The 25,221-nt window shown below is 55.1% G+C and carries 23 protein-coding genes and 1 pseudogene; 15 read left to right on the forward strand and 9 right to left on the reverse strand.

What is annotated here, in order from left to right; all coding sequences use genetic code 11:
• Positions 1-70 precede the first annotated feature (70 nt).
• The 4 genes from ACT3UM_RS11015 (at position 71) to ACT3UM_RS11030 (ending at position 3,744) form a co-directional block, all read left to right on the forward strand.
• The gene (locus ACT3UM_RS11015; RefSeq protein ID WP_498898736.1) at positions 71-1,261 is read left to right on the forward strand and encodes an amino acid ABC transporter permease; all 1,191 of its coding nucleotides are present in this window, start codon (positions 71-73) and stop codon (positions 1,259-1,261) included.
• 15 nt (positions 1,262-1,276) lie between these two features.
• Positions 1,277-2,377: an amino acid ABC transporter permease gene (locus tag ACT3UM_RS11020; RefSeq protein ID WP_498898738.1), complete on the forward strand. Its 1,101-nt coding sequence runs from the start codon at positions 1,277-1,279 to the stop codon at positions 2,375-2,377.
• A gap of 108 nt (positions 2,378-2,485) precedes the next feature.
• Positions 2,486-3,214: an amino acid ABC transporter ATP-binding protein gene (locus ACT3UM_RS11025; protein ID WP_498898774.1), complete on the forward strand. Its 729-nt coding sequence runs from the start codon at positions 2,486-2,488 to the stop codon at positions 3,212-3,214.
• A gap of 137 nt (positions 3,215-3,351) precedes the next feature.
• On the forward strand, positions 3,352-3,744 hold the full coding sequence (locus tag ACT3UM_RS11030) for a RidA family protein (RefSeq protein WP_035581893.1): 393 nt from the start codon (positions 3,352-3,354) through the stop codon (positions 3,742-3,744).
• Between the two features lie 25 nt (positions 3,745-3,769).
• Here ACT3UM_RS11030 and ACT3UM_RS11035 read toward each other — a convergent pair whose 3' ends face one another.
• The gene (locus tag ACT3UM_RS11035) at positions 3,770-5,227 is read right to left on the reverse strand and encodes a GGDEF domain-containing protein (protein WP_498898741.1); all 1,458 of its coding nucleotides are present in this window, start codon (positions 5,225-5,227) and stop codon (positions 3,770-3,772) included.
• Between the two features lie 52 nt (positions 5,228-5,279).
• Positions 5,280-5,879, reverse strand: a complete 600-nt coding sequence (locus tag ACT3UM_RS11040) for a histidine phosphatase family protein (RefSeq protein WP_498898743.1) — start codon at positions 5,877-5,879, stop codon at positions 5,280-5,282.
• Between the two features lie 124 nt (positions 5,880-6,003).
• Here ACT3UM_RS11040 and ACT3UM_RS11045 point away from each other — a divergent pair, with 124 nt between their 5' ends.
• Both ACT3UM_RS11045 and ACT3UM_RS11050 read left to right on the forward strand, forming a co-directional pair.
• Entirely contained in the window at positions 6,004-6,432 is a 429-nt protein-coding gene (locus ACT3UM_RS11045; protein WP_035581907.1) for a host attachment protein, read from the forward strand.
• A gap of 126 nt (positions 6,433-6,558) precedes the next feature.
• A complete protein-coding gene (locus tag ACT3UM_RS11050; RefSeq protein ID WP_498898745.1) occupies positions 6,559-8,418 on the forward strand; it encodes a methyl-accepting chemotaxis protein in 1,860 nt (619 codons plus the stop codon).
• A 4-nt stretch (positions 8,419-8,422) separates the two neighbouring features.
• Here the strand turns inward: ACT3UM_RS11050 and ACT3UM_RS11055 are convergent, their stop codons facing one another.
• Complete coding sequence (locus tag ACT3UM_RS11055) at positions 8,423-9,349, reverse strand: LysR family transcriptional regulator (protein ID WP_498898747.1); 927 nt, start codon at positions 9,347-9,349, stop codon at positions 8,423-8,425.
• A 179-nt stretch (positions 9,350-9,528) separates the two neighbouring features.
• Between ACT3UM_RS11055 and ACT3UM_RS11060 the strand changes: the two genes are divergently transcribed.
• Positions 9,529-10,305 carry a ferredoxin--NADP reductase gene (locus tag ACT3UM_RS11060; RefSeq protein WP_035581911.1) on the forward strand — a complete coding sequence of 259 codons (777 nt, stop codon included), beginning with the start codon at positions 9,529-9,531 and terminating at the stop codon, positions 10,303-10,305.
• Positions 10,306-10,454: 149 nt separating this feature from the next.
• On the opposite strand, the gene glnK is transcribed toward ACT3UM_RS11060, so the two are convergent.
• From glnK to ACT3UM_RS11075, 3 genes are all read right to left on the reverse strand, one after another.
• Positions 10,455-10,793, reverse strand: a complete 339-nt coding sequence (glnK, locus tag ACT3UM_RS11065) for a P-II family nitrogen regulator (protein WP_007112362.1) — start codon at positions 10,791-10,793, stop codon at positions 10,455-10,457.
• Positions 10,794-11,003: 210 nt separating this feature from the next.
• Positions 11,004-12,251: an ammonium transporter gene (locus ACT3UM_RS11070; protein ID WP_498898750.1), complete on the reverse strand. Its 1,248-nt coding sequence runs from the start codon at positions 12,249-12,251 to the stop codon at positions 11,004-11,006.
• Between the two features lie 45 nt (positions 12,252-12,296).
• Complete coding sequence (locus tag ACT3UM_RS11075; RefSeq protein WP_007112359.1) at positions 12,297-12,635, reverse strand: P-II family nitrogen regulator; 339 nt, start codon at positions 12,633-12,635, stop codon at positions 12,297-12,299.
• A gap of 355 nt (positions 12,636-12,990) precedes the next feature.
• On the opposite strand from ACT3UM_RS11075, the gene ACT3UM_RS11080 reads away from it, so the two are divergent.
• The 5 genes from ACT3UM_RS11080 to ACT3UM_RS11100 all read left to right on the forward strand — a co-directional run bounded on the left by ACT3UM_RS11080 (position 12,991) and on the right by ACT3UM_RS11100 (position 20,008).
• On the forward strand, positions 12,991-13,344 hold the full coding sequence (locus tag ACT3UM_RS11080; RefSeq protein WP_498898752.1) for an accessory factor UbiK family protein: 354 nt from the start codon (positions 12,991-12,993) through the stop codon (positions 13,342-13,344).
• Between the two features lie 157 nt (positions 13,345-13,501).
• A complete protein-coding gene (locus tag ACT3UM_RS11085; RefSeq protein WP_498898754.1) occupies positions 13,502-15,655 on the forward strand; it encodes a TonB-dependent receptor in 2,154 nt (717 codons plus the stop codon).
• Positions 15,656-15,716: 61 nt separating this feature from the next.
• A complete protein-coding gene (locus ACT3UM_RS11090; protein WP_498898756.1) occupies positions 15,717-16,700 on the forward strand; it encodes a helix-turn-helix transcriptional regulator in 984 nt (327 codons plus the stop codon).
• Between the two features lie 158 nt (positions 16,701-16,858).
• Complete coding sequence (locus ACT3UM_RS11095; protein ID WP_498898758.1) at positions 16,859-18,961, forward strand: TonB-dependent siderophore receptor; 2,103 nt, start codon at positions 16,859-16,861, stop codon at positions 18,959-18,961.
• Between the two features lie 174 nt (positions 18,962-19,135).
• On the forward strand, positions 19,136-20,008 hold the full coding sequence (locus ACT3UM_RS11100) for an ABC transporter substrate-binding protein (protein WP_498898760.1): 873 nt from the start codon (positions 19,136-19,138) through the stop codon (positions 20,006-20,008).
• 65 nt (positions 20,009-20,073) lie between these two features.
• Here ACT3UM_RS11100 and ACT3UM_RS11105 read toward each other — a convergent pair whose 3' ends face one another.
• Both ACT3UM_RS11105 and ACT3UM_RS11110 read right to left on the reverse strand, forming a co-directional pair.
• Entirely contained in the window at positions 20,074-20,571 is a 498-nt protein-coding gene (locus ACT3UM_RS11105; RefSeq protein ID WP_498898762.1) for a type II toxin-antitoxin system YhaV family toxin, read from the reverse strand.
• Positions 20,568-20,903: a type II toxin-antitoxin system PrlF family antitoxin gene (locus ACT3UM_RS11110; protein ID WP_498898764.1), complete on the reverse strand. Its 336-nt coding sequence runs from the start codon at positions 20,901-20,903 to the stop codon at positions 20,568-20,570. The genes ACT3UM_RS11105 and ACT3UM_RS11110 overlap by 4 nt, the downstream gene beginning before the upstream one ends.
• A gap of 210 nt (positions 20,904-21,113) precedes the next feature.
• Between ACT3UM_RS11110 and ACT3UM_RS11115 the strand changes: the two are divergent.
• Positions 21,114-21,962, forward strand: a pseudogene (locus ACT3UM_RS11115) (YifB family Mg chelatase-like AAA ATPase); the annotation flags it as partial.
• 80 nt (positions 21,963-22,042) lie between these two features.
• Positions 22,043-23,812, forward strand: a complete 1,770-nt coding sequence (locus ACT3UM_RS11120; RefSeq protein WP_027957951.1) for a hypothetical protein — start codon at positions 22,043-22,045, stop codon at positions 23,810-23,812.
• 110 nt (positions 23,813-23,922) lie between these two features.
• Here the strand turns inward: ACT3UM_RS11120 and ACT3UM_RS11125 are convergent, their stop codons facing one another.
• Positions 23,923-24,843, reverse strand: a complete 921-nt coding sequence (locus tag ACT3UM_RS11125; protein WP_027957952.1) for a bile acid:sodium symporter family protein — start codon at positions 24,841-24,843, stop codon at positions 23,923-23,925.
• Positions 24,844-25,047: 204 nt separating this feature from the next.
• On the opposite strand from ACT3UM_RS11125, the gene ACT3UM_RS11130 reads away from it, so the two are divergent.
• Positions 25,048-25,221: cation efflux transmembrane domain-containing protein (locus ACT3UM_RS11130; RefSeq protein WP_498898776.1), on the forward strand; the 174-nt coding region annotated here is incomplete at its 3' end.

Genomic DNA, 25,221 nt, shown 5'->3' on the forward strand with positions numbered 1-25,221 from the left:
GGCCCGCCGCCCTGTTCCAGGGACACGGCGGGCCATCTGATTGACCTTCCGTATAGCGGAGACGCCATCCATGTCTGTAAGACCTAACGTTCGCCCCGCCGGCCACAAGCCGCCGTTCTGGCGAGACCGCGCTAAGCGCGCACTTATCTTTCAAATCATTTTGGTCGCTGTTGTAGCGGCTTTTCTGATCTATATCGTCAACAATACCCAAGCCAACCTGAATGCCCGCGGCATTACTACCGGCTTCGGCTTTTTGAACAACACAGCCGGCTTTGGTATTGGTCAAACCTTAATTGAGTACTCCTCCCAAAGTACCTATGGCCGAACCTTCGTGATTGGCTTGCTCAACACGCTGCTGGTCGGTGGGCTGGGGGTGTTAGCGGCCTCGATTATTGGTTTTATCGTCGGTATCGCACGGCTATCGCCCAACTGGCTAATCTCTAAACTGGCCAACGCCTATATCGAAACGTTTCGTAATATCCCGCTGCTGCTGCAAATTTTCTTCTGGTACTTCGCCGTACTGCGGACGTTGCCCAGCGCCAGAGAGAGCATGGCGTTTGGCGAAGCCATTTTCCTCAATGTTCGCGGGCTGTACTTGCCTCAACCGCTTTTCGAGTCAGGATTTGGATTGATCCCTGTTACCTTTGTGGTGGCAATCATTGCCAGCATCGCACTGGTCATTTGGAATAAGCGCCGCCACGAAGCCACCGGTAAGCGTCTACCGGTTTTCTGGATATCGCTGGTGATCATTTTTGGCCTGCCGCTGCTGGTATTGGTGGCCACTGGAGTACCGGTCACCTGGGAGATGCCGGTACTGCGCGGCTTTAACTTCGGCGGTGGTATTACCATCATCCCCGAATTTTTGGCCCTGTGGCTGGCGCTGTCTATCTATACCGCATCTTTCATTGCGGAGATTGTGCGTTCGGGCATCCAGGCCATTCCCCACGGCCAAACAGAAGCCGCCCAGGCATTGAGCCTGCCGCGCAAATTAGTCCTACGTTTGGTGGTCATCCCCCAGGCCATGCGCGTCATCATTCCGCCGCTCACCAGCCAATATCTTAACCTGATTAAAAACTCGTCACTGGCCACCGCCATCGGCTACCCCGACTTAGTCTCGGTTTTTGCCGGCACCACGCTCAACCAGACCGGTCAGGCAATCGAAGTGATTGCCATGACCATGGCGGTATATCTGATCATCAGCTTGCTGGTGTCCATGTTTATGAACTGGTTCAACGCTCGCGTTGCGCTGGTCGAACGCTAGGCCGGAGGCGACCCCATGATTCACAATAAAGAAACCATACCTCAGCGCCCGGCCCCTAAAGGCACTATTGGCCCGGTTGCTTGGCTGCGCGGCAATCTGTTTAACGGCCCAATCAACAGTATCTTCACGCTGTTGGGCCTGTACGTGCTGTACCTACTGGTGGTGCCAACGGTTCAGTGGGCGTTTATTAATGCCGACTGGGTGGGCGATAGCCGTGAAGATTGCTCACGGGTGGGTGCCTGCTGGGTATTCGTCAACGCGCGGTTTTCCCAGTTTATGTACGGCCTTTACCCCAGTGAGGAGTATTGGCGCGCCAATATCGTGTTCGGCATGTTTGCAGCGATTATCGCCTGGATGGTGATTCCCCGCCTACCCTTCAAGCGCTGGGTGGTGGTGTTTGCCTTACTAATATTCCCGGTCATCGCCTACGTGCTACTACACGGCGGCTACTTTGATTTGCCACGGGTTTCCACCCACCGCTGGGGCGGCCTAATGCTGACCCTGCTACTGGCAAGCGTGGGCATGATTGGCGCACTGCCGATTGGCATCGTGCTCGCCCTTGGGCGACGCTCGAACATGCCCATCGTCAAAACCTTCTGCGTGATTTTTATCGAGTTCTGGCGCGGTGTGCCGCTCATCACCATTCTGTTTATGGCCTCGGTGATGTTGCCGCTGTTCCTGCCTTCAGAACTCAGCGTGGATCGCCTTGTACGTGCGCTAATCGGCCTGACGCTGTTCCAAAGTGCCTATATGGCCGAGGTGATTCGCGGTGGTTTGCAGGCGATTCCCAAAGGGCAGGACGAAGCCGCTGCGGCGCTGGGTATGACGTACTGGAAGCGCATGGGATTAATCGTGATGCCCCAAGCGCTGAAAATGATGATTCCCGGTATCGTCAATACGTTTATCTCACTGTTTAAAGACACCACCCTGGTGATGATCATCGGGCTGTTTGACCTGTTGGGCATTGTGCAAGCGGCGCTTTCCGACTCGCGCTGGCTGGGCTTCTCAATCGAGGGGTATGTATTTGCCGCGTTCATATTCTGGATTTTCTGTTTCAGCATGTCGCGCTACAGCCAGTACCTGGAACGCAAGTTAAATACCGGCCATAAGCACTAGTTCAAGTACTCGCTTATGTACGATTGCCGAATCTATTTACGTTTTGAGTAGGATTTCAACATGACACAAGCAGCCACCAACACCTCTGACACCAGTACTTCCGACCTGATGGTCGAGATGCGCAACGTTAACAAGTGGTACGGTGACTTTCACGTACTGCGGGATATCTACCTGGAGGTAAAACGCGGTGAACGTATCGTGGTTTGCGGCCCCTCAGGTTCGGGCAAATCAACACTGATCCGCTGCATCAATCACCTTGAAGAGCATCAAAAAGGTGAAATCGTGGTAGGCGGCGTGCCGCTAACCCAAGATGTGAAGCGTATTGAGCAGATTCGCCGCAGCGTCGGCATGGTGTTTCAGCACTTCAATCTGTTTCCGCATTTATCAGTGCTGGAAAACTGCTGTATCGCGCCAATGTGGGTACAAAAGAAACCCCGCAAAGAGGCCGAAGCGCTGGCAATGGAGTACCTACAGCGGGTGCGCATTGCCGAGCAGGCCACCAAGTACCCAGGGCAGCTTTCTGGCGGTCAGCAGCAGCGCGTGGCGATTGCCCGCTCGCTGTGCATGCACCCCGACGTGATGCTGTTTGACGAGCCTACCTCAGCACTCGACCCCGAGATGATCAAAGAAGTGCTGGACGTTATGGTAGAGCTGGCGGAAGAAGGCATGACCATGATCTGCGTGACCCACGAAATGGGCTTCGCCAAGACCGTCGCCGACCGGGTGATCTTTATGGATCAGGGGCAAATCATTGAAGAGAACGCGCCTGAGCCCTTCTTCAACAACCCACAGTCTGAACGTACTCAGCTATTCCTAAGCCAGATTCTGGGACATTAATCCACAGTCCAAGCCATTAAGCAGCTGTGGATAAGTACGTCATTATGGGCCTCAACTGAGGCCCATACTATTTAAGTGGCTTAAGAAAATCAGCTATTACAAACAGTCGTTAACAACAGTCACAAAAGGATAAAAGTATGATTGAAAAGCTGTTTATCGACCGCGCCCCACAACCGATTGCGCCGTTTTCACACGCCTGCCGGGTAGGTGACCTGGTATTTATCACCGGGCAAATGCCGACGGTGCCAGAAACCAACGAGATGCTCTTGGGCACTTTCACCGAACAGACTCACCGGGTGATGCAAAACCTGGCGATTGTGCTGGAAGAAGTCGGCAGCGCCTTCGAATATGTGGTCCAGTCTCGGGTATTTATTACCAATATGGGTCACTTTGAGGAGGTGAATAAGGTCTATGCCAGCTACTTCCCACAGCCGTTACCTACCCGCACCTGCATTGGGGTGACCGGCTTAGCGGGCGGCGCTGATGTGGAAGTCGATATGATTGCCTGGATTCCGCCGTCTCAGACATAGTGCCTATCAGTCGTCGTTTTCAAGCTTACCAGTACGCCACGACGCGATTGCGCCCCGCTTCTTTGGCCGCATAGAGCGCTTGGTCGGCCTGGGCGACGGCCACTGCCTGACTGTGGTCTAAATCACTGGAGAGTGTCAGCGGCGCAATGCCCACGCTGACGGTGAGCGTTACCATCGTCGGCGTTTGCGTATCACCTACCGTCAGATAAAACGGCTGATGGGCTATGCGTTGGCGAATACGCTCACCCAGTTGAACAACCTGCTGGGGCGATAAATCACCTGTCGTAACAGCGAACTCTTCACCGCCTAGCCTAGCCAGGCAATCCTCTGGGCGCAGGACATCATGTACGCGTTTTGCCATCTCCACCAGCAGCGTATCCCCCGCAGGGTGGCCGTAGCGATCGTTGATATGCTTGAAGTAATCAATATCAATCATCAGTACATGATAGTTTGCAGCTGCGTGGAACTCTTGGAGTTGCGCTAAGTGGTTAGCCAACCCACGTCGGTTGCGCATGCCGGTCAAGGCGTCAAACTCTGCCGCCGTCCAGGCCTGCTCTTCAGTTTTTTTGCGTTGGCTAATATCGATAGTCAGCCCGCCAATACGCGTTAAGCGCCCCTCTGATGAGTAGTCACCCTCCATCACCAGCTCGTGCCAGCGCCACTGGCCCGACGCTACTCTGAGCTTCAAATCAATACGGCATTGGGTTTGCTGGCGCCGACACCTCTGGCGTAAAAACCCTAGCAAACGCCTTCGATCGTCAGGTGCAACATGACCTAGTAGGCGACGCACTGGGAGCTTTGCATAATCGCCAGGATACCCCAGTGAAAGCAGCAACGCCGGGGAGCACAAAGTGGCGCCACTGAGCGTATTGACCTCCCAAATACCGCAGTCGGTAACGCGCTGCAAAAGACCCACCTGACGCTGCCTGCGGGTAAGCTGCTGGCGATAAATAGCCGAGGCGATCAGCTCAGCGCCGATAACCAGCGCCTGCAGCCCAGCACCTTCCCAATCGACTTCTCGCTCACAGTCGTCAAAGCCCAGCGTGCCCCACCACTGGCCATCCACCATAATGGGCACGGTGACCATCGATTGAATGGACTGACTTTCCAAATTGTCGCGCAGCGTCCCAGGGGCCACCTTCGAGGTAATACAGGTGTGCGACTCACCTCGCTCACGACGATTGACCATCTCCTCATACTCGGCATCGTCGATCAGCGTGGTAAAAAAGCGGAAGCGTTTTTGCGTTCGTTGGCGATAGTGCGATGAGGAAACCCACTCGAACACATAATCCTGCAGGACACCGCTGGGATTGCGCTCTATGGTTTGAAATATCCACACGCGATTGACACCCGACGCCTCCCCGAGCGCGGCCAGCAGGTGATCGACGCCATCGCTCCAAAAATGCTCGTCAATTAGGGCACTGCTGCCTATAGAGAGGGCTTTTAGCAGGCTCGGCGCATCCGGCGATAAAGGAGCAGGCATAGTAGGGTCTCTTTACTTTTCTTTGAGGTTACCACACAGTCTCCTTAGAAGATTACACGCTACGCCCATAGAGCGTGATGCTCGCGGGCGCTAACGGGGTTTGCTCACGATGGGTCGTCAGCGACTTCCCCGCCAGCGCGGTAAGCAGAATCTGTAGCGGATCGCCGTGGCTGACCAGCACAATGGTTTCACCGCTGGCCTTATGCTCCCACCCATCAATCACTGCCTGCATACGCGTGGCTACCGCGCTTACTGCTTCTACCCGATGGTGAGTGTGCTCGGCATCTTCAGCGTCTAACGCCCATATGCTGGAGTAGCGATCATCACTCTGCCCCTCAAACTCGCCAAAATAACGCTCTCGCAAGCGCGTCTCTACGCTTGGGGTGAGTCCAAACGCGGCGGCGATGTGGGCAGCCGTTTGCGTCGTGCGCAGAAAATCCGAGTGTACGACAAGCGTTGGTGTCGGCCACTGCCAGTCGGCCACCCTCTGGACAAGCTGTTGCTCGCCCAGCTCGGAAAGGCCGAAGTCCGCCACACCGCGCTCCGGCGAGCTAACAATCACGCCCTGCTGATTGGCTTGGCTATGGCCGTGGCGCATTAGTAAATAGCGGTTGCGCCAATGTTTTTTTACGTTTCGTTTTTCAGTGGTCATGCGTCTCTTTCCTGATATGCCTATCTTTACTGATCCATGTGACGCTGGCTGGGCAAGTGTTTGACCTAACGCCAAACGCTTGCCATGGTTAATGAACCATCAACGACATGGAGTATGCACAGCGATGACAACCTATATCGTGGTAGCCGACGCCGCTCGCGCACGTATCTTTACCCGTGATGCCTTAACGCTGGCGGAGCAGGAGAGCCTGGTTCACGCAGAAGGGCGACTGCATGAAGGTGACTTGATCACCGACGGCCGAGGCGATGTGCACGAGTCGATGTCCAGCACGGCACGCTCGGCAGGCGAAGAGGGAACTGCCACTAAACATGAAAACGAGCTGTTCGCGAAAGAAGTCGCTCAGCGTCTTTATAGCGCGCGAGTAGGTAACAGCATGGAGAAGCTAATCATGGTAGCGCCACCCAAGTTTTTGGGCCTGCTACGTGACAAACTCGATGGCCCCACGCAAAAACTCGTCATTCACTCCCTTTCGAAAGACCTAAGTAAAGCCTCACTGGCAGATATTCAAACTGCTGTAAGCGATTTACGCTAGGCATTTTAACCTTATAACCTATTAATTATCCTAAAGTAATGGTCGCTCTCGCCGATAATTTAGAAGCCATTATAAACGGTACTTCTCCCCTGAGTACCGACATACACTTCGACGTCGAGAGCGACCATGTTATCTTCCCTCCGAGCACGCATACTATTAGCCGCTCTAGTGGCGATTACCCTCGCCCTAGTGATTAACGGCATTGCCAGTTACACCACCGTAAAACACCATAATAGCCAGCAAGTCACACGCAATCTTAGCGCTGTGGTTAACGGCAATACGCAAGCTCTCAACGAGTGGTTTAATGCACGCTATACGATGCTTTCCAGCATGGATGATGCAGCCAATAGCGATGATCCCCTTGGCGCACTACGCCAACTGTCGGACTCAGGCAGTTTTATGACCGCCTACATTGCCTACCCTTCCACCCCGGACGCTATTTTCTCCGATGGCTGGCAGCCCCCCAGCGATTACGATCCCCGTCAGCGGCCCTGGTATCAAGGCGCTGAAGAAGCGCAAGAGACCATTATTACGGAACCCTACACAGACGCTCAAACGGGCGGGCTAATCGTTACCTTTGCCCGCCCTTTTTACCGTAATGGCCAACTGACCGCCGTCATCGGCGCTGACATTGCGATCACAGATGTCATCGAGATAGTCAGTGGTATCGCGCCCACAGATTCAAGCTTTGGCTTTTTAACCACTGACGACGGCACTCTGATCGCGCATCCTGACGCGGAGATGACACTCGAGCCATCCACGCGTTTGAGCGATGAACTTACCAACATCCGGCTTAACCAGATAGCCCAATCCGATGAACCCCAAGCACTTTCACTGCAAAACAGCGATAAGCTGTTGATGGGCAGTAACGTCGGTGGCAGCAGCGGCTGGCAGTTGATTGTTGCGCTAGACGAGCACGAGGCGACGGCCGGCCTGCGTGCCATCGCAACAACCTCTATAGTCACGCTGCTGATCGTGGCCGCGATCACGGCGGTGATCTTTGGTTTGTTGCTTTCTCTACTGTTACGCCGCTTGCTGGGGGTTCGTAATGCGATGGACGATATCGCCTCGGGAGAGGGTGACTTAACCCGACGCCTGCCCGAAGAGGGCAATGATGAGGTCACGCAAATTGCCAAGGCCTTCAACCGCTTTGTGGGCAAAATGGAAGCCGTATTGATTGATGTACGCACCAGCAGCGAGTCGGTTCACCACGCGGCCAACGAGATCGCCATGGGCGGCCAGGATCTATCCCGTCGTACCGATAACGCTGCCTCTAGCCTGCAGCAAACGTCCGCTTCCATTGAAGAAATCACCAGCACCGTACAGCACACCGCTGCCTCCGCCCAGGAAGCTAACAAGCTCTCTCAAACCGCCTCTGAAGTGGCCAACGAAGGCGGGAAAGTCGTGGCAAATGTGGTGACAACGATGGAAGACATTACCCACGCCTCCGATAAAATCGGTGAAATCGTCACGCTAATGAACAGCATTTCGTTCCAGACCAACCTGCTGGCGCTTAATGCTTCGGTGGAAGCCGCCCGTGCAGGCGAACATGGCCGTGGTTTTGCCGTGGTGGCCGACGAGGTACGCAAACTGGCCGGGCGCAGCAGCGAGGCCGCCAACGATATCCAGAAACTGATTGAAGACTCACAAACCCAAGTGAATAACGGCACTACTTTGGTGCGTAATGCCGGGGCGACTATGCAGGACATCGTCGCGCATATTACCCGCGTGACCGATGTCTTAGAAGAGATCAATGCGGCTACCAGCGAGCAGAGCGATGGTATCAATCAGGTCAACATCGCCGTCGCAGAACTGGATCGCATGACCCAAGAGAACGCGGCTATGGTTGAAGAGTCCACGACCGCCGCCGAGCAGCTAAAAGAGCAGGCCGACCACCTGGCAGGTACGATTAGCAGCTTCAAGCTGTCTCAACACCCGCCGGCGCCTCTAACCTCAAACTCGGCCAAGGCATTGCCATCGTTTTGAAGGATTAAGGAATCGGCGGCAGGGCAATATCGTCGCTGCGTTTGGCCCCGGCTGTCATTTCACGGCATAGGCGTAGGAACTCGCGCACGCCGGTGGTGAGGTATTTATGCCGGTGCCAGATAAACGTGAACTGACGCTTTAGATCCAACTCCGGCGTGGGCAGCGGCACCAAGCTGCCGCGCCGGAAGGCATCGCGTAGGGCCAAGCGCGAGACACAGCCAATCCCCACCCCCGACTCTACAGCACGCTTAATACCTTCCGTATGCTCTAGCTCCAGCAGGGTGTTAAACCGGCTGCGGCGGTGGCGGGCGGCGTGCTCCAGGGTCATCCGCGTGCCAGAGCCCTCTTCGCGCATAATCCAGTCTTCACGCAGCAGCTGGTCAAGCTCCAGGTGCTCACGGCCCGCCAACGGGTGGCGTGGCGAGCAAAACACGCACAGCTCATCTTCCACCCAGGGCTGGCTGATGATCATATCGTCGTCGCATAGCCCCTCGATCAGCCCTAAATCCAGCGAATGTTGACGCACGCCTTCGATAATGTGGCGTGTGTTGCGTACTGCCAAACGCACCCGGCTTCCAGGGTGAAGCTGCATAAAGTCACTGATGAGCAGCGTGGCCAAGTAGTTACCAATGGTCAGCGTGGCGCCCACATCCAGCGAGCCAACCCCCTGCTGCCCCCGTAGAAGCTCTTCGATCTCTTCACCACGGTCAAGCAGCGCGACTGCTTTGGGCAACAGCTGAAAACCCAGTGCGTTGAGCTTCAAGCGTTTTCCGATCCGGTCGAGTAGCTGGCAGTCGAACTGCCGCTCAAGCTCGGCCAGCGCCGTGCTGGTCGCCGATTGCGACATGGCCAGCGCCCGCGCCGCATGGGAAACGCTCTCGTGCTGGGCGACCGCCACAAAGACTTCCAACTGCCGCAGGGTATAGTGCATAGCGTCTGACCTTTATTTGATCTATATCTATTTTTCAGATAACCGTTATCAATATAATTCGCTTAACAGATATACCACCCTTTGCTTAGACTTGCTGACAACAGATTTAATCATTTTTATTCTTTTTAAGAATATGACCGATGCGATCAGCGCCAGCATCGGCTAATGGAGACAATGGCATGAGTAAGTTTGCTCTGGAAGAAGTGCTTAGCGTTCATCACTGGAACGAGACCCTATTTAGCTTCCGCACTACCCGCGAGCGTAGCCTGCGCTTCAAAACCGGCCAGTTTGTGATGATTGGCTTGGAAGTGAATGGCAAACCGCTGATGCGTGCTTACTCCATTGCCAGCCCCAACTACGAGGATCACCTGGAGTTCTTCAGCATTAAAGTGCCCGACGGCCCGCTCACTTCGCGCCTTCAGCACCTGAAAGTGGGCGACCAGATTATGGTTAGCCGCAAGCCCACTGGCACGCTGGTGTGCGATGATCTACTGCCGGGTCGTAACCTTTACATGCTCTCAACCGGCACCGGCTTGGCACCGTTTATGAGCTTGATTCAAGACCCGGAAGTCTACGAGCGCTTTGAGAAAATCGTGCTGGTTCACGGTGTGCGCGAAGTCTCTGAATTAGCCTACGCCGACTTCATCACCAAAGAGCTGCCAGCCCATGAGTACCTGGGTGAAGACATCGCTGAAAAGCTGGTCTACTACCCGACCGTTACCCGGGAAGAGTTCCATACCATGGGGCGCCTGACCGACCATATTCGTACGGGCAAGCTGTTTGAAGACACTGGCCTGCCGCCCATCGACCCGCGCCAAGATCGTGCGATGATCTGCGGCAGCCCCGCCATGCTGGACGATACCAGCGCACTCCTCGACGAGCTGGGCCTGAACATCTCGCCGCGCATGGGCGAGCCAGGCGACTACGTCATTGAGCGTGCGTTTGTCGAGAAGTGAGACGTAAGTAGTGAATCGTAATGAGTGAGTGGTGAATAGAAAAAAGTTTAGCCGCTATAGTGATGCATCACTCATACAAAGCCCCTGCTGGAGATGCTCCACAGGGGCTTTGTGCTACTTACCACTTACAATTTACAACTCACCAGCGTTTAAACCGCATCTTTGCCCGTTTCGCCGGTACGGATACGGATCACCTGCTCTAGCGGCATCACAAAGATTTTGCCGTCGCCGATTTTACCGGTGTTAGCTACCTGGGTGATGGCATCAATCACCTGCTCGGCCATATCGTCGTCCACAGCGACTTCCAGCTTCACTTTAGGCAGGAAGTCCACCACATACTCAGCACCGCGATACAGCTCGGTATGCCCTTTCTGGCGCCCAAAGCCCTTCACTTCCGTCACCGTAATACCCTGTACACCGATATCAGAGAGCGACTCGCGCACATCGTCGAGCTTAAACGGCTTGATAATAGCTGTGATCAATTTCATTACCATATCCTCTAACTGGGTGGCCGTGATGGGGTCGGGTTGCATGGCTGCGCGTGTCGCAACCGATGACCGCTAACTACCAGCATACACCGCTATTGGCAGAGAATAAAAAAGCCTCCCACTAAGGGGAGGCCGTAAGGAGCACGCCAGCTCACTTGATCAGCATTAAGTTATTTCTTAATGCCGCTGTTTATTTCTTAATACCGCTCTTTATTTCTTAATACCAAACTCGGGATAAGCTTCAAGACCGCACTCGGCGATATCCACGCCTTCGTACTCTTCTTCTTCGCTAACCCGGATACCCATGATGGCTTTCAAGATCAGCCATACCACTAGGCTTGCCAGGAAGACCCAAGCGAAGATACCCACGATACCGATGATCTGAGCTCCAAACGATGCACCGTCATTGTTCAGCGGCACTGCCAACACGCCCCAGATACCGACAACACCGTGAACCGAGATCGCGCCGACCGGATCATCCAGCTTCACTTTATCGAGAGTGACGATGGCTGCTACCACGATGATGCCGCCAATCGCGCCAATAATGGTAGCGCTCAGTGCGGTCGGAGAGAGCGGATCAGCGGTGATTGCCACCAAGCCAGCCAGTGCACCGTTCAACGCCATGGTCAGGTCGGCTTTACGGAACCACAGTTTGGCCAGAATCAGTGCGGCAATCACACCACCTGCCGCCGCAGCGTTGGTATTCACAAACACTTGCGCCACATTGTTAGCAGAATCAACCGCCGCCAGCTTGAGCTCAGAACCGCCGTTGAAACCGAACCACCCCATCCACAGGATGAAAGTACCCAGCGTTGCCAACGGCATGTTGGCGCCTGGAATAGCGTGGATTGAGCCATCTTTACCGTATTTACCTTTACGTGGGCCCAGCACAATCACACCTGCTAGCGCTGCAGCCGCACCGGCAAGGTGCACAATGCCTGAACCCGCGTAGTCAGAGTAGCCCACTTCAGACAACCAACCGCCGCCCCAGGTCCAGTAGCCAGACACCGGGTAGATAACCGCGGTCATGACCACAGCAAAGGCCAGAAACGCCCAAAGTTTCATACGCTCGGCAACCGCGCCCGACACAATCGACATAGCGGTCGCAACGAAAACTACCTGGAAGAAGAAGTCGGAACGCATGGAGTAGTAAGGTGCGTCGTCGCCACCTGCGGTCACCGCATCCACGCTGTTTTCAGCGCCAATCAGGAAACCCAGGTTGGGTAGGAAGCCGCCCGCGCTGCTGGAGTACATGATGTAGTAGCCCACCAATAGATACATGGTGCAGGCAATCGCAAACAGCGCGATGTTTTTGGTGAGGATTTCAGCGGTGTTCTTGGAGCGTACCAAGCCCGCTTCTAGCATGGAGAAGCCAGCGGCCATCCACATGACGAGCACACCACATATTAGAAAGTAGAACGTATCGAGCGCGTAGCTCAGATCAGTCAACTCATTCATTGTAAGTTCCCCGTTGAACTATAGAAATGATCCGAAAAAACAGCGTTAAACGGCGTCTGCACCGCGTTCGCCTGTCCGAATCCGAATAACGTCTTCAAGCGGTGTCACAAACACCTTGCCGTCGCCGATCTTGCCGCTATTAGCCGCACTGCAAATAGCATCTAGCACGCTTTCTAGGCGAGCATCGTCCACGGCCACTTCCACTTTTACCTTGGGTAGAAAGTCGACGACGTATTCCGCGCCACGATACAACTCGGTATGCCCTTTCTGACGGCCAAAACCTTTAACTTCAGTGACCGTAATGCCCTGAACGCCGTTGTCGGCTAACGCCTCACGGACGTCGTCGAGCTTAAATGGCTTGATGATAGCGGTGATGAGTTTCATCCCGGATCTCCCCTGCTGGATAAGTCCTGCTAGATTGGTAGCGGCACAGCCGCCAGAATAAGCACCTGAACCGATAATGCGCATACTGTGCCAGCTGACTTTTTTTTCTTATAATTCAGACTACTAGCCAACAACCACAGCACACTTCAGCGCTAAGTCTGGGCAAATTCATTCTCTCATCACCGCTATTGCACCAAAAAAGAGCGTAAGCAAAAGTTGCCTGCTCCATTTCGATGCAAACCATTCGCTTAACAGGAAATTCACGCGGCGCATGCGAATTCGCCAACTGTTGCGTATCCTTATCGGTAAGCAGTTTTTATAGATGTTCATTTAGCGAGTTAAGGAGAGAGCAGCGATGGCGCCTCAAGACCGCATTAGCCGACTGGCCCAGCAGATTGGCGACCGTTTACAAAACGCTTCCCAGGCACCGGAAGATATTCAAAAGGGCGTGCAGCAAGTCGTACGCGGCGCCTTTGATCGCCTGGAGCTTGTCTCACGGGAAGATTTCGACATTTTAATGGACGTACTGCAGCGCACTCGGTCTCGGGTAGAGGCATTAGAGCGCCAGGTCGCCAACCTTGAAGCCGCCGTTGAAGCGTCAACGACCTCCACTGCCACACCGGTGGAAGCAGAAGTGCCGCCAGTGCCAACCCCCGAACCAGATACCGATACCGATACCGATACCGAGCAGAAGAATAAGCCCGCTTAACGCTTTGGCTTCATAAGCAGCAATAGAGCAATGGCCTATTGCTGCATTTATCAGCAAACCATCGCCCCCGCATAAACACGAATCACTATCGTTGACTTTGTGTTTCCGAGTGATACTCTCCGCCTCTTAACTCCTCACTGTTCGCGGATTGTTCACCATGTACGCGCTTCCATTTACAAAATCGCCTTTCCCCAAGTCGCCTTCTTCAACTGCTGCACTTATCGGCACTGGTCTGTTACTGGGTTTCTCCAACAGCATTTTCGCCCAAAACACGACCTCCGACGCGGACGCCGCCGACACCATGGTGGTCGTAGGCTCCCGTACGCCCACCCAGATCAGCCAAATTCCCGGTGCGGTATGGGTAATTGACAAAGAGATGCTGCAACAACAGACCCGCAATGGTGCAGACCTCAAGACGGCATTGGGGCGTCTGGTTCCAGGGCTAGATCTGGCACCGCAAGGGCGCACCAATTATGGGCAAAATATGCGCGGTCGTGGTGTGCAGGTGCTTATCGATGGTGTATCGCTGAACAGCTCCCGCGGGCTTTCACGCCAATTCGATGCCATCGACCCCTTTAACATTGAGCGGGTGGAAGTTCTCTCCGGCGCCAGCAGCCTTTATGGCGGCGGCGCGACCGGGGGGTTGATCAATATCATTACCCGCAAAGGCGAGGAAGGCCTTAACTGGCGCACCGAAGCAGGCATCACCACCGGCTTCAACAACAGCAATGACCTGGATCGGCGCCTGTCGCAATCGATCAGCGGCGGCAACGAGCGGGTTCAAGGCTACCTGGGCACTGCCATTGGTGATAACGGCCGCCAGTATGATGGCAGCGGCCAAGAGATCTTCCCCGATATCGCCCAAACCGACCTGCAGGACAACCGCAGTATTGATGTACTGGGCAATCTCTCCTTCCAATTGAGCGACGAGCAGAGTTTGGAGCTGGGCGCCCAGCTGTATCGTTCCGGCTACGAAGGCGATCGCGGCGTTTACTTTCCCAACCTCGACGCGGCGACACCCAACCTGAACAATGCCGAGATTCGCGACGGTTACCGTTCAGAACGCGACCCAGAAACCGACCGCAAGCTGGTCAACGTCAACTATCACCACGCCAACCTATGGGGGCAAAATTTCTACCTGCAGGCGTTTCACCGTGAGGAGGAATCCAGCTTCCAGGCTTTTCCCTACCCTGTCTCGGACGGCCTGCAGTTTCGCGCATCGCAACAAAACACCGATTTAAGTGGCATTAAGGCGCTCTTCGAGTCGCGCCTGGGTGACGACGTTTCGCTAACCTACGGCCTCGATATGGATCGAGAAACCTTCGATGCCAGCCAAATGCTGTTCGATACCGACATCTCGGACGCCTCCGGCGGCCTGGTGCAACAGGCATCGGGAGTTGAGCCCCGCTACCCCGGTTATCAGGTGGACGGGCTGTCAGGCTTTGTGCAGGGCGACTGGCAAGCCACTCAGGCACTTAAACTCTCTGCCGGTTTGCGCCAGCAGCACATGGATGTCCAAGTGGATGAGTTCCAGGGGATCCCTGGCGGCGAAAATGACTACGAAGCGACCCTGTTCAATACCAGCGCCCTCTATGATCACCGCAACGGCCACCAGAACTGGCTGCAGTTCAGCCAGGGCTTCGAGCTGCCAGACCCCGCCAAGTACTACGGCAAGAGCCCTGAGGTGAGTGTCGACAATAACCCCCTGTCTGCCATCGAGACGGACCAGGTAGAGCTTGGCTGGCGCTACCAAGGGGGCAGTTGGACGGCCCAGACAGCGCTTTACTACGCTTGGTCAGACAAGGCGGTGGAGAACGCCGAGGATCTAAGCGTTAGCGTAGTGGACGAGAAGAAGCGCGACTTCGGCCTGGAAACCGCCGTGACCCGTTACTTCGACAATGGCCTGGAGGCCGGGGGCACTCTGCACCTGGTGCGCTCCGAGCAGGAGAACGACCAGGGCGACTGGGAGAAGCGTGACGCCCGCTATGCCTCGCTCTCTTCTGCCACCGCCTTTATCGGCTGGACAGATTATGTTCGCTCGGCGCGCTTGCAAGCCAACCATAACTTCGACCTAAAAGACGATGCCGACCGCGAGATCGAAGGCAATACCACCCTCGACCTATCGCTCAGCCAGGAAACCGACTTAGGTACCGTCAGCCTGGGCGTGCAGAACCTGCTGGATGATCAGTACTCCACCGTTTGGGGCCAGCGAGCCGCGATGTTTTATTCGCCCTACTACGGCCCAGAATACCTCTACGACTACCAGGGTCGCGGGCGCACTTACACCCTGAACTGGTCGATGGCTTACTGAGCACCGGTTCGCTCACCACTGATAACCGAGCAAGGGCGAGATAATGGTAATGGAAGTGGGAATGGCAGCACCCGACTCGATAACGTCCTATGGCGCGCCACTCACCACCCATGACTTGCTGGCGCTTGGTCAGCGCTTCGGGATTGACTACCGCTTTCCCGAAGCGCCCGACCGCGCCCAGCCAGCGCCGTGCGTGGCCCGCGGGCGGGTGATGGATGTCGAGATAAACCCCACACTGCGGGTGACCCACTCGGACCTTGACGTCCTGCACGCCTACGCCTCCACCTCCCGGCGTTCCGCTGCGTGGTTTCTCAGTGTCATCCTTGAGGGCCGTATCCAAGTGGGGCTCGGTCACCAGTCGTTTCAGTTGCAGGCCGGCGACGCCTTCAGCGCGCATTTCAACGAGCAGACCGGGCTTGATGTCTTCCAGCCCGCACCACAGCGTTTACGCATCCTGAATATATCGATACTCGCTTCCACCGGGCCTCTCTCTTCCTTGCCCATCAACGTTGCGCCTCCAGCAGCCCCCATGCTGCATATATGGAAAGTACCGCAGCTCCTTCACCATAGCCTGGAGACGGCACTGGCTTCGAACTGGCCTGCAGAGCGACAGCGCCTGTTATGGCAGGGTCTAACGCTCCAGTTGTTAGCCCATGGGCTGCCTGCCGATTGCCTTGCGCCCAACGACGAAGAGCAAGCAGTCAGCTTCCCATCGGGTCTTTCCCATCGCGACCAACAATGCCTGGAACGTCTGCGCCAGCAGCTCGAAGAGTACCCCAACCAGGCGTATCGGCTAGAGCAGTTGGCCAGCAACGCCGCGATGAGCCCTAGTAGCCTACGCAGCAAGTTTCAGCGCTGTTACGGCTGCTCAATATTCGACTATCTACGCCGTTGCCGTCTGGCCCAAGCGCAGGCGTACTTGCGCAAAGGTTATAGCGTGCAGCAGACCGCTCATGCCTGTGGCTACCGCCACGCCACCAACTTTGCCACCGCTTTTAAGCGCGCCTTTGGCATTGCGCCCCATGAGGTGCACAACCGCCACTAAGGTCGCTGCGTTGTTGTAGCAGCGGTAAGTTCCACTGTTTGACGCTTTTTGGCAGCGTGCATACGTCTTTTATCATTACCCATACCTTTCACAAGCGAATAAGCGCAATAATTCTCATTAACACATTGGTTAATTGATTCTTATTGCAGGTGCTCCCCATGTTCATCCCCCATCACCGCTTTCTACGCACTCCTATCAGCGCCGCCGTTATCGCCTCACTGGCCGTTTCCCCGCTGCATGCTCAGGAAAGTACCGAACTGGAAACGGTCACCGTCACCGCCCAGCAGGCTGCCACCAAGGTAGAAACGCCGACGATCGAAATCCCCCAGAGCGTTTCCACCATTACCCGCGAACAGATGGATAACCGCGGTGTAAGCACCGTGCAGCGCGCCACCGACTACACGCCCGGTGTTTACAGCAATCAGGTAGGCGCCTCCAATCGCTTCGACTACCTGGTACTGCGCGGGTTTTCTGACGGCAGTTTGAGCAATACCTTCTTGGATGGCCTAAAAGTCATGGGCGATGCCAACTCCCATAGCAGTATGCGCATCGACCCATGGTTTTTGGACAGCATAGAAGTCGTCCGCGGTCCCGCCTCGGTGCTCTATGGACGCGCCTCTCCAGGCGGTGTGGTCGCCTTAAACAGTAAACGGCCGGAATTTGAACAGGGCGGGGAACTGCGCTTTCGAGTGGGCAACAACAACCAACGCAGCGCCGCGTTTGACCTCACCGGGCCAATTGGCGCAGAGCAGCGGGTGGCCTTTCGCCTGACCGGGATTGCCAGCGCCGCGGATACCCAGTTTGGCCCGGCAGAAGAAGAGCGCTACGCCATTGCGCCACGCCTCACCTGGGATATGACCGACGACACCAGCCTCACCGTGGAGGCGTATCTGCAGGATGAGCCGGAAGGCGGCTACCACTCCGGCGTCCCCTATGAAGGGGCCGTGGACGCCCACAATGGCCGCAAGATCAGCAATAATTTTTATGATGGTGAAGAGGATTACGACACCTATGAGCGCACCCAGCGCATGTTCGGCTACACCCTGGAGCACCGTTTTAACGACCAGGTGAGCGGCCGCCAGTTGATGCGCTACCTCAATTCAGACGTAGTGCTCAATCAGGTCTACGGCTATGGCTGGGTATCACCGGACTCTGACGAACTCACTCGCTACTACTCCGGCAGCAATGAATCGCTGGAGGCCTGGACCCTCGACAACCAGCTGGAAGCGAACGTCAGCAGTGGCTTTATGGATCACACATTGCTGTTTGGGGTAGATTACCAGCAGCGGAAAAACGACGTGTCGTGGCCCACGGGGTATTTCCAGCCGCTCAATGCTTTTAACCCTGTTTATGGTAGCGACCCCATCGAGTTTTACGCCCCCGTGCGCGAACGCCATGAGATCGACCAGACCGGTGTCTACCTGCAGGACCAGATAGCCATGGATAACTGGCGCTTCACCCTGGGCGGCCGCTACGACTGGGTCAATATCGACAATGCCAACCGCGATAGCGGTGACACCAGCTCCCTCAGCGATACCCAGTTCAGTGGCCGCGCCGGGGTGGTCTACCTGTTTGATAACGGCGTGGCGCCCTACTTGAGCTACTCCACGGCCTTCACCCCCACCAGCTTCGTGGATGAGAGCGGCGATTTGCTATCCCCAATGGAAGGTGAACAGTGGGAAACCGGCGTTAAGTACCAGCCTAACGGCAGCCAAAACCAATACAGTGCGGCGCTATTCCATATCCGTCAGGAGAACGTTGCTACCAAAGAGCAGCCCAACGACCCTTACCGCGCCGTAGGCGAGATCGAATCCCAAGGGCTGGAGCTGGAAGCGCAGACCCAGCTAACGGATACCCTCTCGGTTCAGGCGGGCTATAGCTTCACCGATATCACCTACGCCAAAAGCGACGACGGCAACCAGGGCAATAACGCCATTTATTCACCCCGCCATCAAGTGCAGCTCTGGGGCCACTACCAGGCCAACGACGGCTGGCTGAACGGCATAGATATGGGCGTCGGCGTACGCCACTACGCGGATATCGCCGCTGACCGGGCCAACACCGAAACCGTGCCCGACTACACCCTGGTGGATGCCACCATTGGCTACGACCTGAGCCATGTTGGCGTTAAAGGTGTCGAAACACGCTTAAACGTGAGCAATCTGCTCGATAAGGACTATGTAGCCTCCTGCAACTCGCTTGAGTACTGCTACTTTGGCGCCGAGCGCGGCGTAACCGCCAGCGTTCACTACCGTTTCTAAGCGCCGATTCTAAGGCCTCTTTCCAAGCCCTTATACTAAGCATCGTTAAGTAATCGTGATCTCACCTGCCCAGGCCACTTCGCCTGGGCATTTTTTACTTAAATGCCAGTTTGCAAACAATAAATATTATCGTTTAAATGTATCTCTTATTTTTCCGGATGGCCTCTCACCACCATGCGCCACACCTCCCTGTTCTGTTTGCTCGCGCGCTGCGGGCTGTTTGCCGCCTGCCTGCTGAGCGTTTCTAACGCCCAGGCCCAGTGGGCCACAGTTGACTGGACGATCGCCGAAACCTTGCTGGCTATTGACGCGCCTGTCAGCAGCGTCGCGCAGCAGAGTGACTACCGTGCCTGGGTAGGCGAACCGCGCATTCCTGATAACGTTAGCGATATGGGACTGCGCACCCAGCCCAACCTGGAGCTGCTAGCCCAGGTGCCACCAGAGCAGACGCTGATTTCGCCAATGTTCGCGGGTTTAACGCCACGCTTGGAGAAAATTGCGCCAGTCACTTTGTTCTCGCTCTACTCCCCCGGCGCCGATACCTGGCTGGAGATGCAAAAACTGACCCATGAGCTGGGTGAGTTCACCGAGCACCAGCCCCAGGCCGAGCAGCTTATTGAAGACACCCAAGCCTTGATGACCACACTGCGTGAATCCCGGCCCCTCTCTCAGTCAGAAATCACGCCGCTGCTGATGGTGCAGTTTATGGATGCCCGCCACGTGAGGGTGTTTGGGGAAAACAGCTTGTATAACGCCGTACTGGAACAGCTCGACCTCCCCAATGCCTGGGATCAAGCCACGAATGCGTGGGGATTTGCGCTGGTGGGGGTTGAAGCACTGGCGCGCTACCCAGAAGCAACGCTGGTGATCATCGACCCACTGCCCGCCGGGGTCGAGGAGAAGCTTGCAAAAAGCGGCCTATGGCAGCAACTCCCCAGCGTCAGACACGACAGGATAGTTCACCTGCCGCCGGTGTGGAGCTTCGGCGCGCTCCCCTCCGCCCAGCGCTTTGCCCGTGAGCTGACCGCGGCACTGGAGACAGATTAGCCACTAGGACAGTGGGTAGCGGGATGTGAAGCCTGTGAAACAATAGCGCTCACATTATGCCGCCATTAGTTTTCGTCACCATCAGCCTCAAATAGCGTATTGATACGTTCAACTTCACTCATTGAGGCTTGCTGTAAGGCTTTCCAGCTGTCCGGTGGGTTGCCACTGCTGAGCATTTTCTGAAAGACAGAATAAGCATCATGCTTACTGCCGTAAGCGCGTTTTGTAGCGTCATCATTGACCCACGCGTAAATAATGATTTTGCTTGCAGCATCGTAGCGAAAGAACAGCCGGTACTGCTGGTAGAACTTTGCTCGTTGCCAATGAGTGTGCTCTGCGCCAAGCGTGTTCCCTTGGCGGTATTGAGTGCCTGATGGATCCTGCGGAATATCATTCAAGGCCAGCTTCATGATCGCTGCTAGGCGCTTGGTGGCCGCCTTGTTGCGATAACCGGCAGGATCTTTCGATTGAAGGTGTCTCACCTTCACGGTGAGTGCTTCGACTTGATCCAAAAACACCGGATGGGCATAAATCGTCCATCCGTTAACCTTCAGAGGCTTCATTCGTCGTCAGCATCCTCTTCCAGCGTCTCTTCGAGGTCTACCTCAATACCTGCGGTAAGCCGTTCGGCCTCGGCAAAGCTACTGGCAGTCACCGTGCGAATATTTTCTGGGTGCACCAGAAGATCGCGCTCCAGAAAATTAAGGAAGTTGACCACCACAGGGTCGTGCTTGGCTTCATCACTTGCTCGGGAAAGCACCACTTCACCATCTGGACGCACGGTGTAATGGATACGGTCTCGGCGTTTCAGCTTTAGCGCCCGGCGAATCGATGCCGGAACAGTCGTTTGATAGCGATCTGTCAGAGTTGAATCGTCTTCGATAAGCGTGCTCACTGTCGCTCCCCGCTTGATAGCAATGCAAAGGTAATGCATACAAAGTTAATGCAAGCGCATTACCTCGTCAAGTTACCCCCAGCTTCTTTAAGCCGGTTTCTTAAGCTCTACCAAAGCGTTCTTAATTACGATAGGTTAGACACTTAAGGTAAAGTAGAGCTCGCTTACATTGGGGTTAGAGCTCTTAGCAAACAACAGCGAGGGAGTGCAATGACGCTAGCCATTGTCGCCACGCGGGCAGGCGTAGGTTTAGATGCACCAGCGGTGCATGTTGAGGTGCATCTGGCTAACGGCTTGCCGGGTCTAACGCTAGTGGGCCTGCCGGAAACGGCGGTAAAAGAGAGCCGCGAGCGGGTGCGTAGCGCGCTCGTCAATGCAGGCTTCGATTTCCCTAATACGCGACGTATTACGCTTAACCTCGCCCCTGCCGACTTGCCCAAAGAGGGCGGCCGCTTCGATCTGCCTATCGCCCTGGGTATTCTCGCCGCCTCCGGCCAAATTCCCGTGGAAGCGTTGGAAGGCATGGAGTGTGCGGGCGAGTTAGCCCTGGATGGCAAGCTGCGCGCCGTGCCGGGCATACTGCCCTTTGCCCTTGCCACACGACGAGCAAAGAAAGCGTTGATTGTTCCCCGCGACTGCGCCGATGAGGCCGCCCTGGCAGGCGATTTGCCGGTGCTGCCTGCCGATACTCTCTGGCAGGTAGTGGCGCACTTACTCGACCAAGAGAAGATACCCCCGCACAAGCTCAGCGCCTCGGTGAAAACCACCGCCCCAGTGGATGACCTCGCCGATGTGCGCGGCCAGCAGCAGGCCCGCCGTGCGCTGGAAGTCGCGGCGGCCGGTGGCCATAACCTGTTGTTTGCAGGCCCGCCGGGTACCGGCAAAACCATGCTGGCCAGCCGCCTGCCGGGCATTCTGCCGCCGCTCTCTGAGGAGGATGCCCTGGAAGTCGCTGCCGTGCGTTCGGTTTGCGGGCTACCGCTGGAAGCCGACTGGGGTAAGCGGCCGTTTAGGCAGCCCCACCACAGCGCCAGCGGCGCCGCCCTGGTTGGTGGCGGTTGTCATTTTCAACAATTGTTGCGACTAAACAATAATTGCTGCGACAATCTCTATGTTGAGTTTACATAGAGCACGCCCTTGTGACCGTTTCTCTCAAACAATCCAGAACCTTTAGCTTTCAAGATGGCACCCTTAAAGACGAAACTGAGCGCTTGGTCGTTTGGTGGTACGGGCCTATCTTCAAAAATATCCGCTCACAAAGCGTCCCTAAAATTTATGTATTTTTAAGACCTATTGATCAGGAGAACAAATTAGGAGACGTGATTAAGCGAACGACGGTCTTAACGCATGTCGGACTATTGAGAATCGGCTCCGTCTGGGAAAAGGGCGTGAGCAACTCCCGCATCGCATTTGAGGAGAAAACATTCCCTGTTTCGTTCTCTCCGGGCGGCTGGCGGATTGTCTCCTTAGACGACTTGCACAAAGCAGGGCGCAGCCTCTATACCTCCTTTCATGAGGCAAGCTATTTACCGCTGGACAGAAAACACAAATCGTACCTGATTGAATTTGACCTCCCAGATGGCAAACATCTGCTCATCCCTTGCACCGAATTTTTTGCACGCGTTTACGGTCGATCATCTGAAATCAAGCGTGTGCTCGCCACTTACTGTTGGGAGGAGGTCAAAGAACGGCTTTATCGACCGCTTAATGCGCCCCCATCGCCAGGTACCTGGCCTGTCAGATTTACATATCGTGTTCATAGGCACGATGCGATTTTGCTCGCGCACATGCTGTACGACCCCTATGCCGAACAAGCTGCCAGAGATATTTATGCGCAGACTGAAGCCAGCTTCCCCCAAGATAAGATGCTTTTAAAAGTCACTCCATGGTTTCAAGGCAGCGGGGAAATCTCTGTTTCTGGCGTTCCAATTGATGGTGGCAACACATTCCTAGGCTTGCAGATATTAGGCTGTACGCAGCCCGATGGTGCCACGATCCACCGTGAAAGAGAGAAATCAACGACAGTACCAGCCACCGATGGCGACGATGCCCCCTCTCAGTTCCCCTATCATCAGCTTCAAGACATCCCCGATGTCATTGACCTGACGGATGATGACGAGCCCGACCATGGTTCTTCCTGGCTAGACCTTACTGAGGACGAATTCGTTATTTTAGGTAAGCCTCGCGCCGTCTTGGATAAACGATATACCCGAAAAAACGTGCCCGATACACGAGGCGTCCCCGTTCCGGGTGACGAAACCATTTTCTCCACTGGGGAGCCACATGGGTCAGGGAAGGGAGTGGGACAAGCGTCTATTCATGCTCCTATTACACTGGAATCACAGGGCTTTCTACGTGATATGTGGAATGCGCTTCTCTATTTACAATCGGCCTATCCCGCAACGATTCGTGGCGTTAGCTGGTTTACCTTTGAAGACGGATTCAGCACTTCTCCTGACCCTCGGTTAATCAGCCTCGAACCTTTCGAAATAGACGAGGAGGTGGAAACGTCAGTCGCTAATTGGGTTTACATTGATACTCAGACCAAGGTACCTCGCGGGGTGCTCGTCGTTCGGGTGCATGTGTTAGATCAAACGCTCTATCTCATGGAGATCCAACGACGCCCTCCAAAACCCAGAGCTGGCGGTAGCGAGGAGGCATCCAAGCCTCCTTCCTATAAAGGTTTAGTCTTCACGCTGAGCCACCAAGGCAGCTTCGAGCAGTGGTTACGCCAAGTGCTGTCTAACGTGCGGCACGTAGAAGGTGTTGTCCAAAAACTAGTTGGTCACTGCCCAGGATTCGCCGATACGTTCAAGCACCCTAAATCCAAAAAGGAACAGATACCCTGCGAAGCCTCTGTGTTAAATGCTTTTAGCAAGGTCAGTATTGGTCGCAGTGACTTAGCATAGGTACTATTTGCCACCTTTATGAGTAGCGGTGTCTGTTTTGTCGGTAAGAGCAACCTGTACACCCCGTGTGCAGGTTGCTCTTCTGACGAAGAGCCGATACGGCCATCCCTTCAGTGGCGGGCGAGGATCTTCGCTGCGATGGGCGAAGTGATCATTTGAATCACGGCAAAAAAAGCGGCTGGAATTGCGATCTCTGATGGCAAGCCAGAAGCAGCGACAAACGCTGCAGCGATGCTGAATTCCTTTTTACTGACCGTGAAAAGATAGGTAATCACCTCTTTGCGATCAGAGGTGAGTAACCGTGAGGACATACCTACCAGGTACCCAATCAAATTGAGGCACAGGGCCGCGCCCGCAATCACAAACGCATACCAGCCATAGCCAATGATCGTGGTGGCATTCGGCCCGACCACGGCGAGTAGGATCAGCAGATACAGAATCGACCCTATCCCTGCATACGCTGAATCATGCCGTGCAAAGAAAGCCGAGAACCTTGTACGCAAGCTGACCCCAATCACGGTAGGAAGAAGCACGATTAGTGTTAATTCAAGAATAATTGATCCAAGCGGCACGTCTAACTGAAGGCCGGTGAGCCATAAAAACAGGAAGGGAACAATAAACGGACATAACGCGGTGTTGACTGCGTTGAAAACAGCGGCAAGCGCCACATTGCCTTTCGCCATCAGTACCAAAAGAGGAGAAGACACATCTGTCGGCAGCGTGCCGAGCAAGGTTTGGCCAGCAGCCAGCGGGCCGCTTCCAAAAAATAGACGGCCCGTTAGCCACCCGGCAATCGACATAGGCCCATAGACCAGCCCCAATGCCAACAACTGCCGTGACGGCTTTCGGAACACGATGCGCACTGCATGCGCATCGAATGTGAGGCTGATAATCAACATCAGTAATGCCAGTAATGGCCCAATCGCGAACTTAAGCATTATTCCGGTGGCCGGAAAGAGTAAGCCTCCCCCCGCGACGACGATTACAAACCAGACAAGGTGCGCCTCGACAAAATAAATGAATCTACCCATGGTGGATTGGACGTTACCGGTTGAAGTGGATTGAGCCCCGCACCTAAAACATGATCACCTTCGGCCCAGCACACAAAGGCTCCTTGGTAGCTAGGGACGTGCTTCCCAATCCAGCGATGCAAATAGATAATGCTCAAGGGTTGAAGCTTTAGTTGCTAGAGGTTTTATAGTACCAAGAACAGATAATTCGAGAGAAGGTAACAGATGGGACATCATCATGATCATCCCCACATTGATCCTGCCTCTGGCGACCGGCGCGTCAGCATCTCCATTTGGGCCAATGGGCTCTTAACCATCGCTCAAATCGTCGGTGGCATTATGGCGGGGAGCCTATCGCTGATCGCTGATGCGTTACATAACTTTTCTGACATGGCAGCA

This window comes from Halomonas sp. AOP13-D3-9, assembly GCF_052379125.1.
GTDB lineage: Bacteria > Pseudomonadota > Gammaproteobacteria > Pseudomonadales > Halomonadaceae > Vreelandella.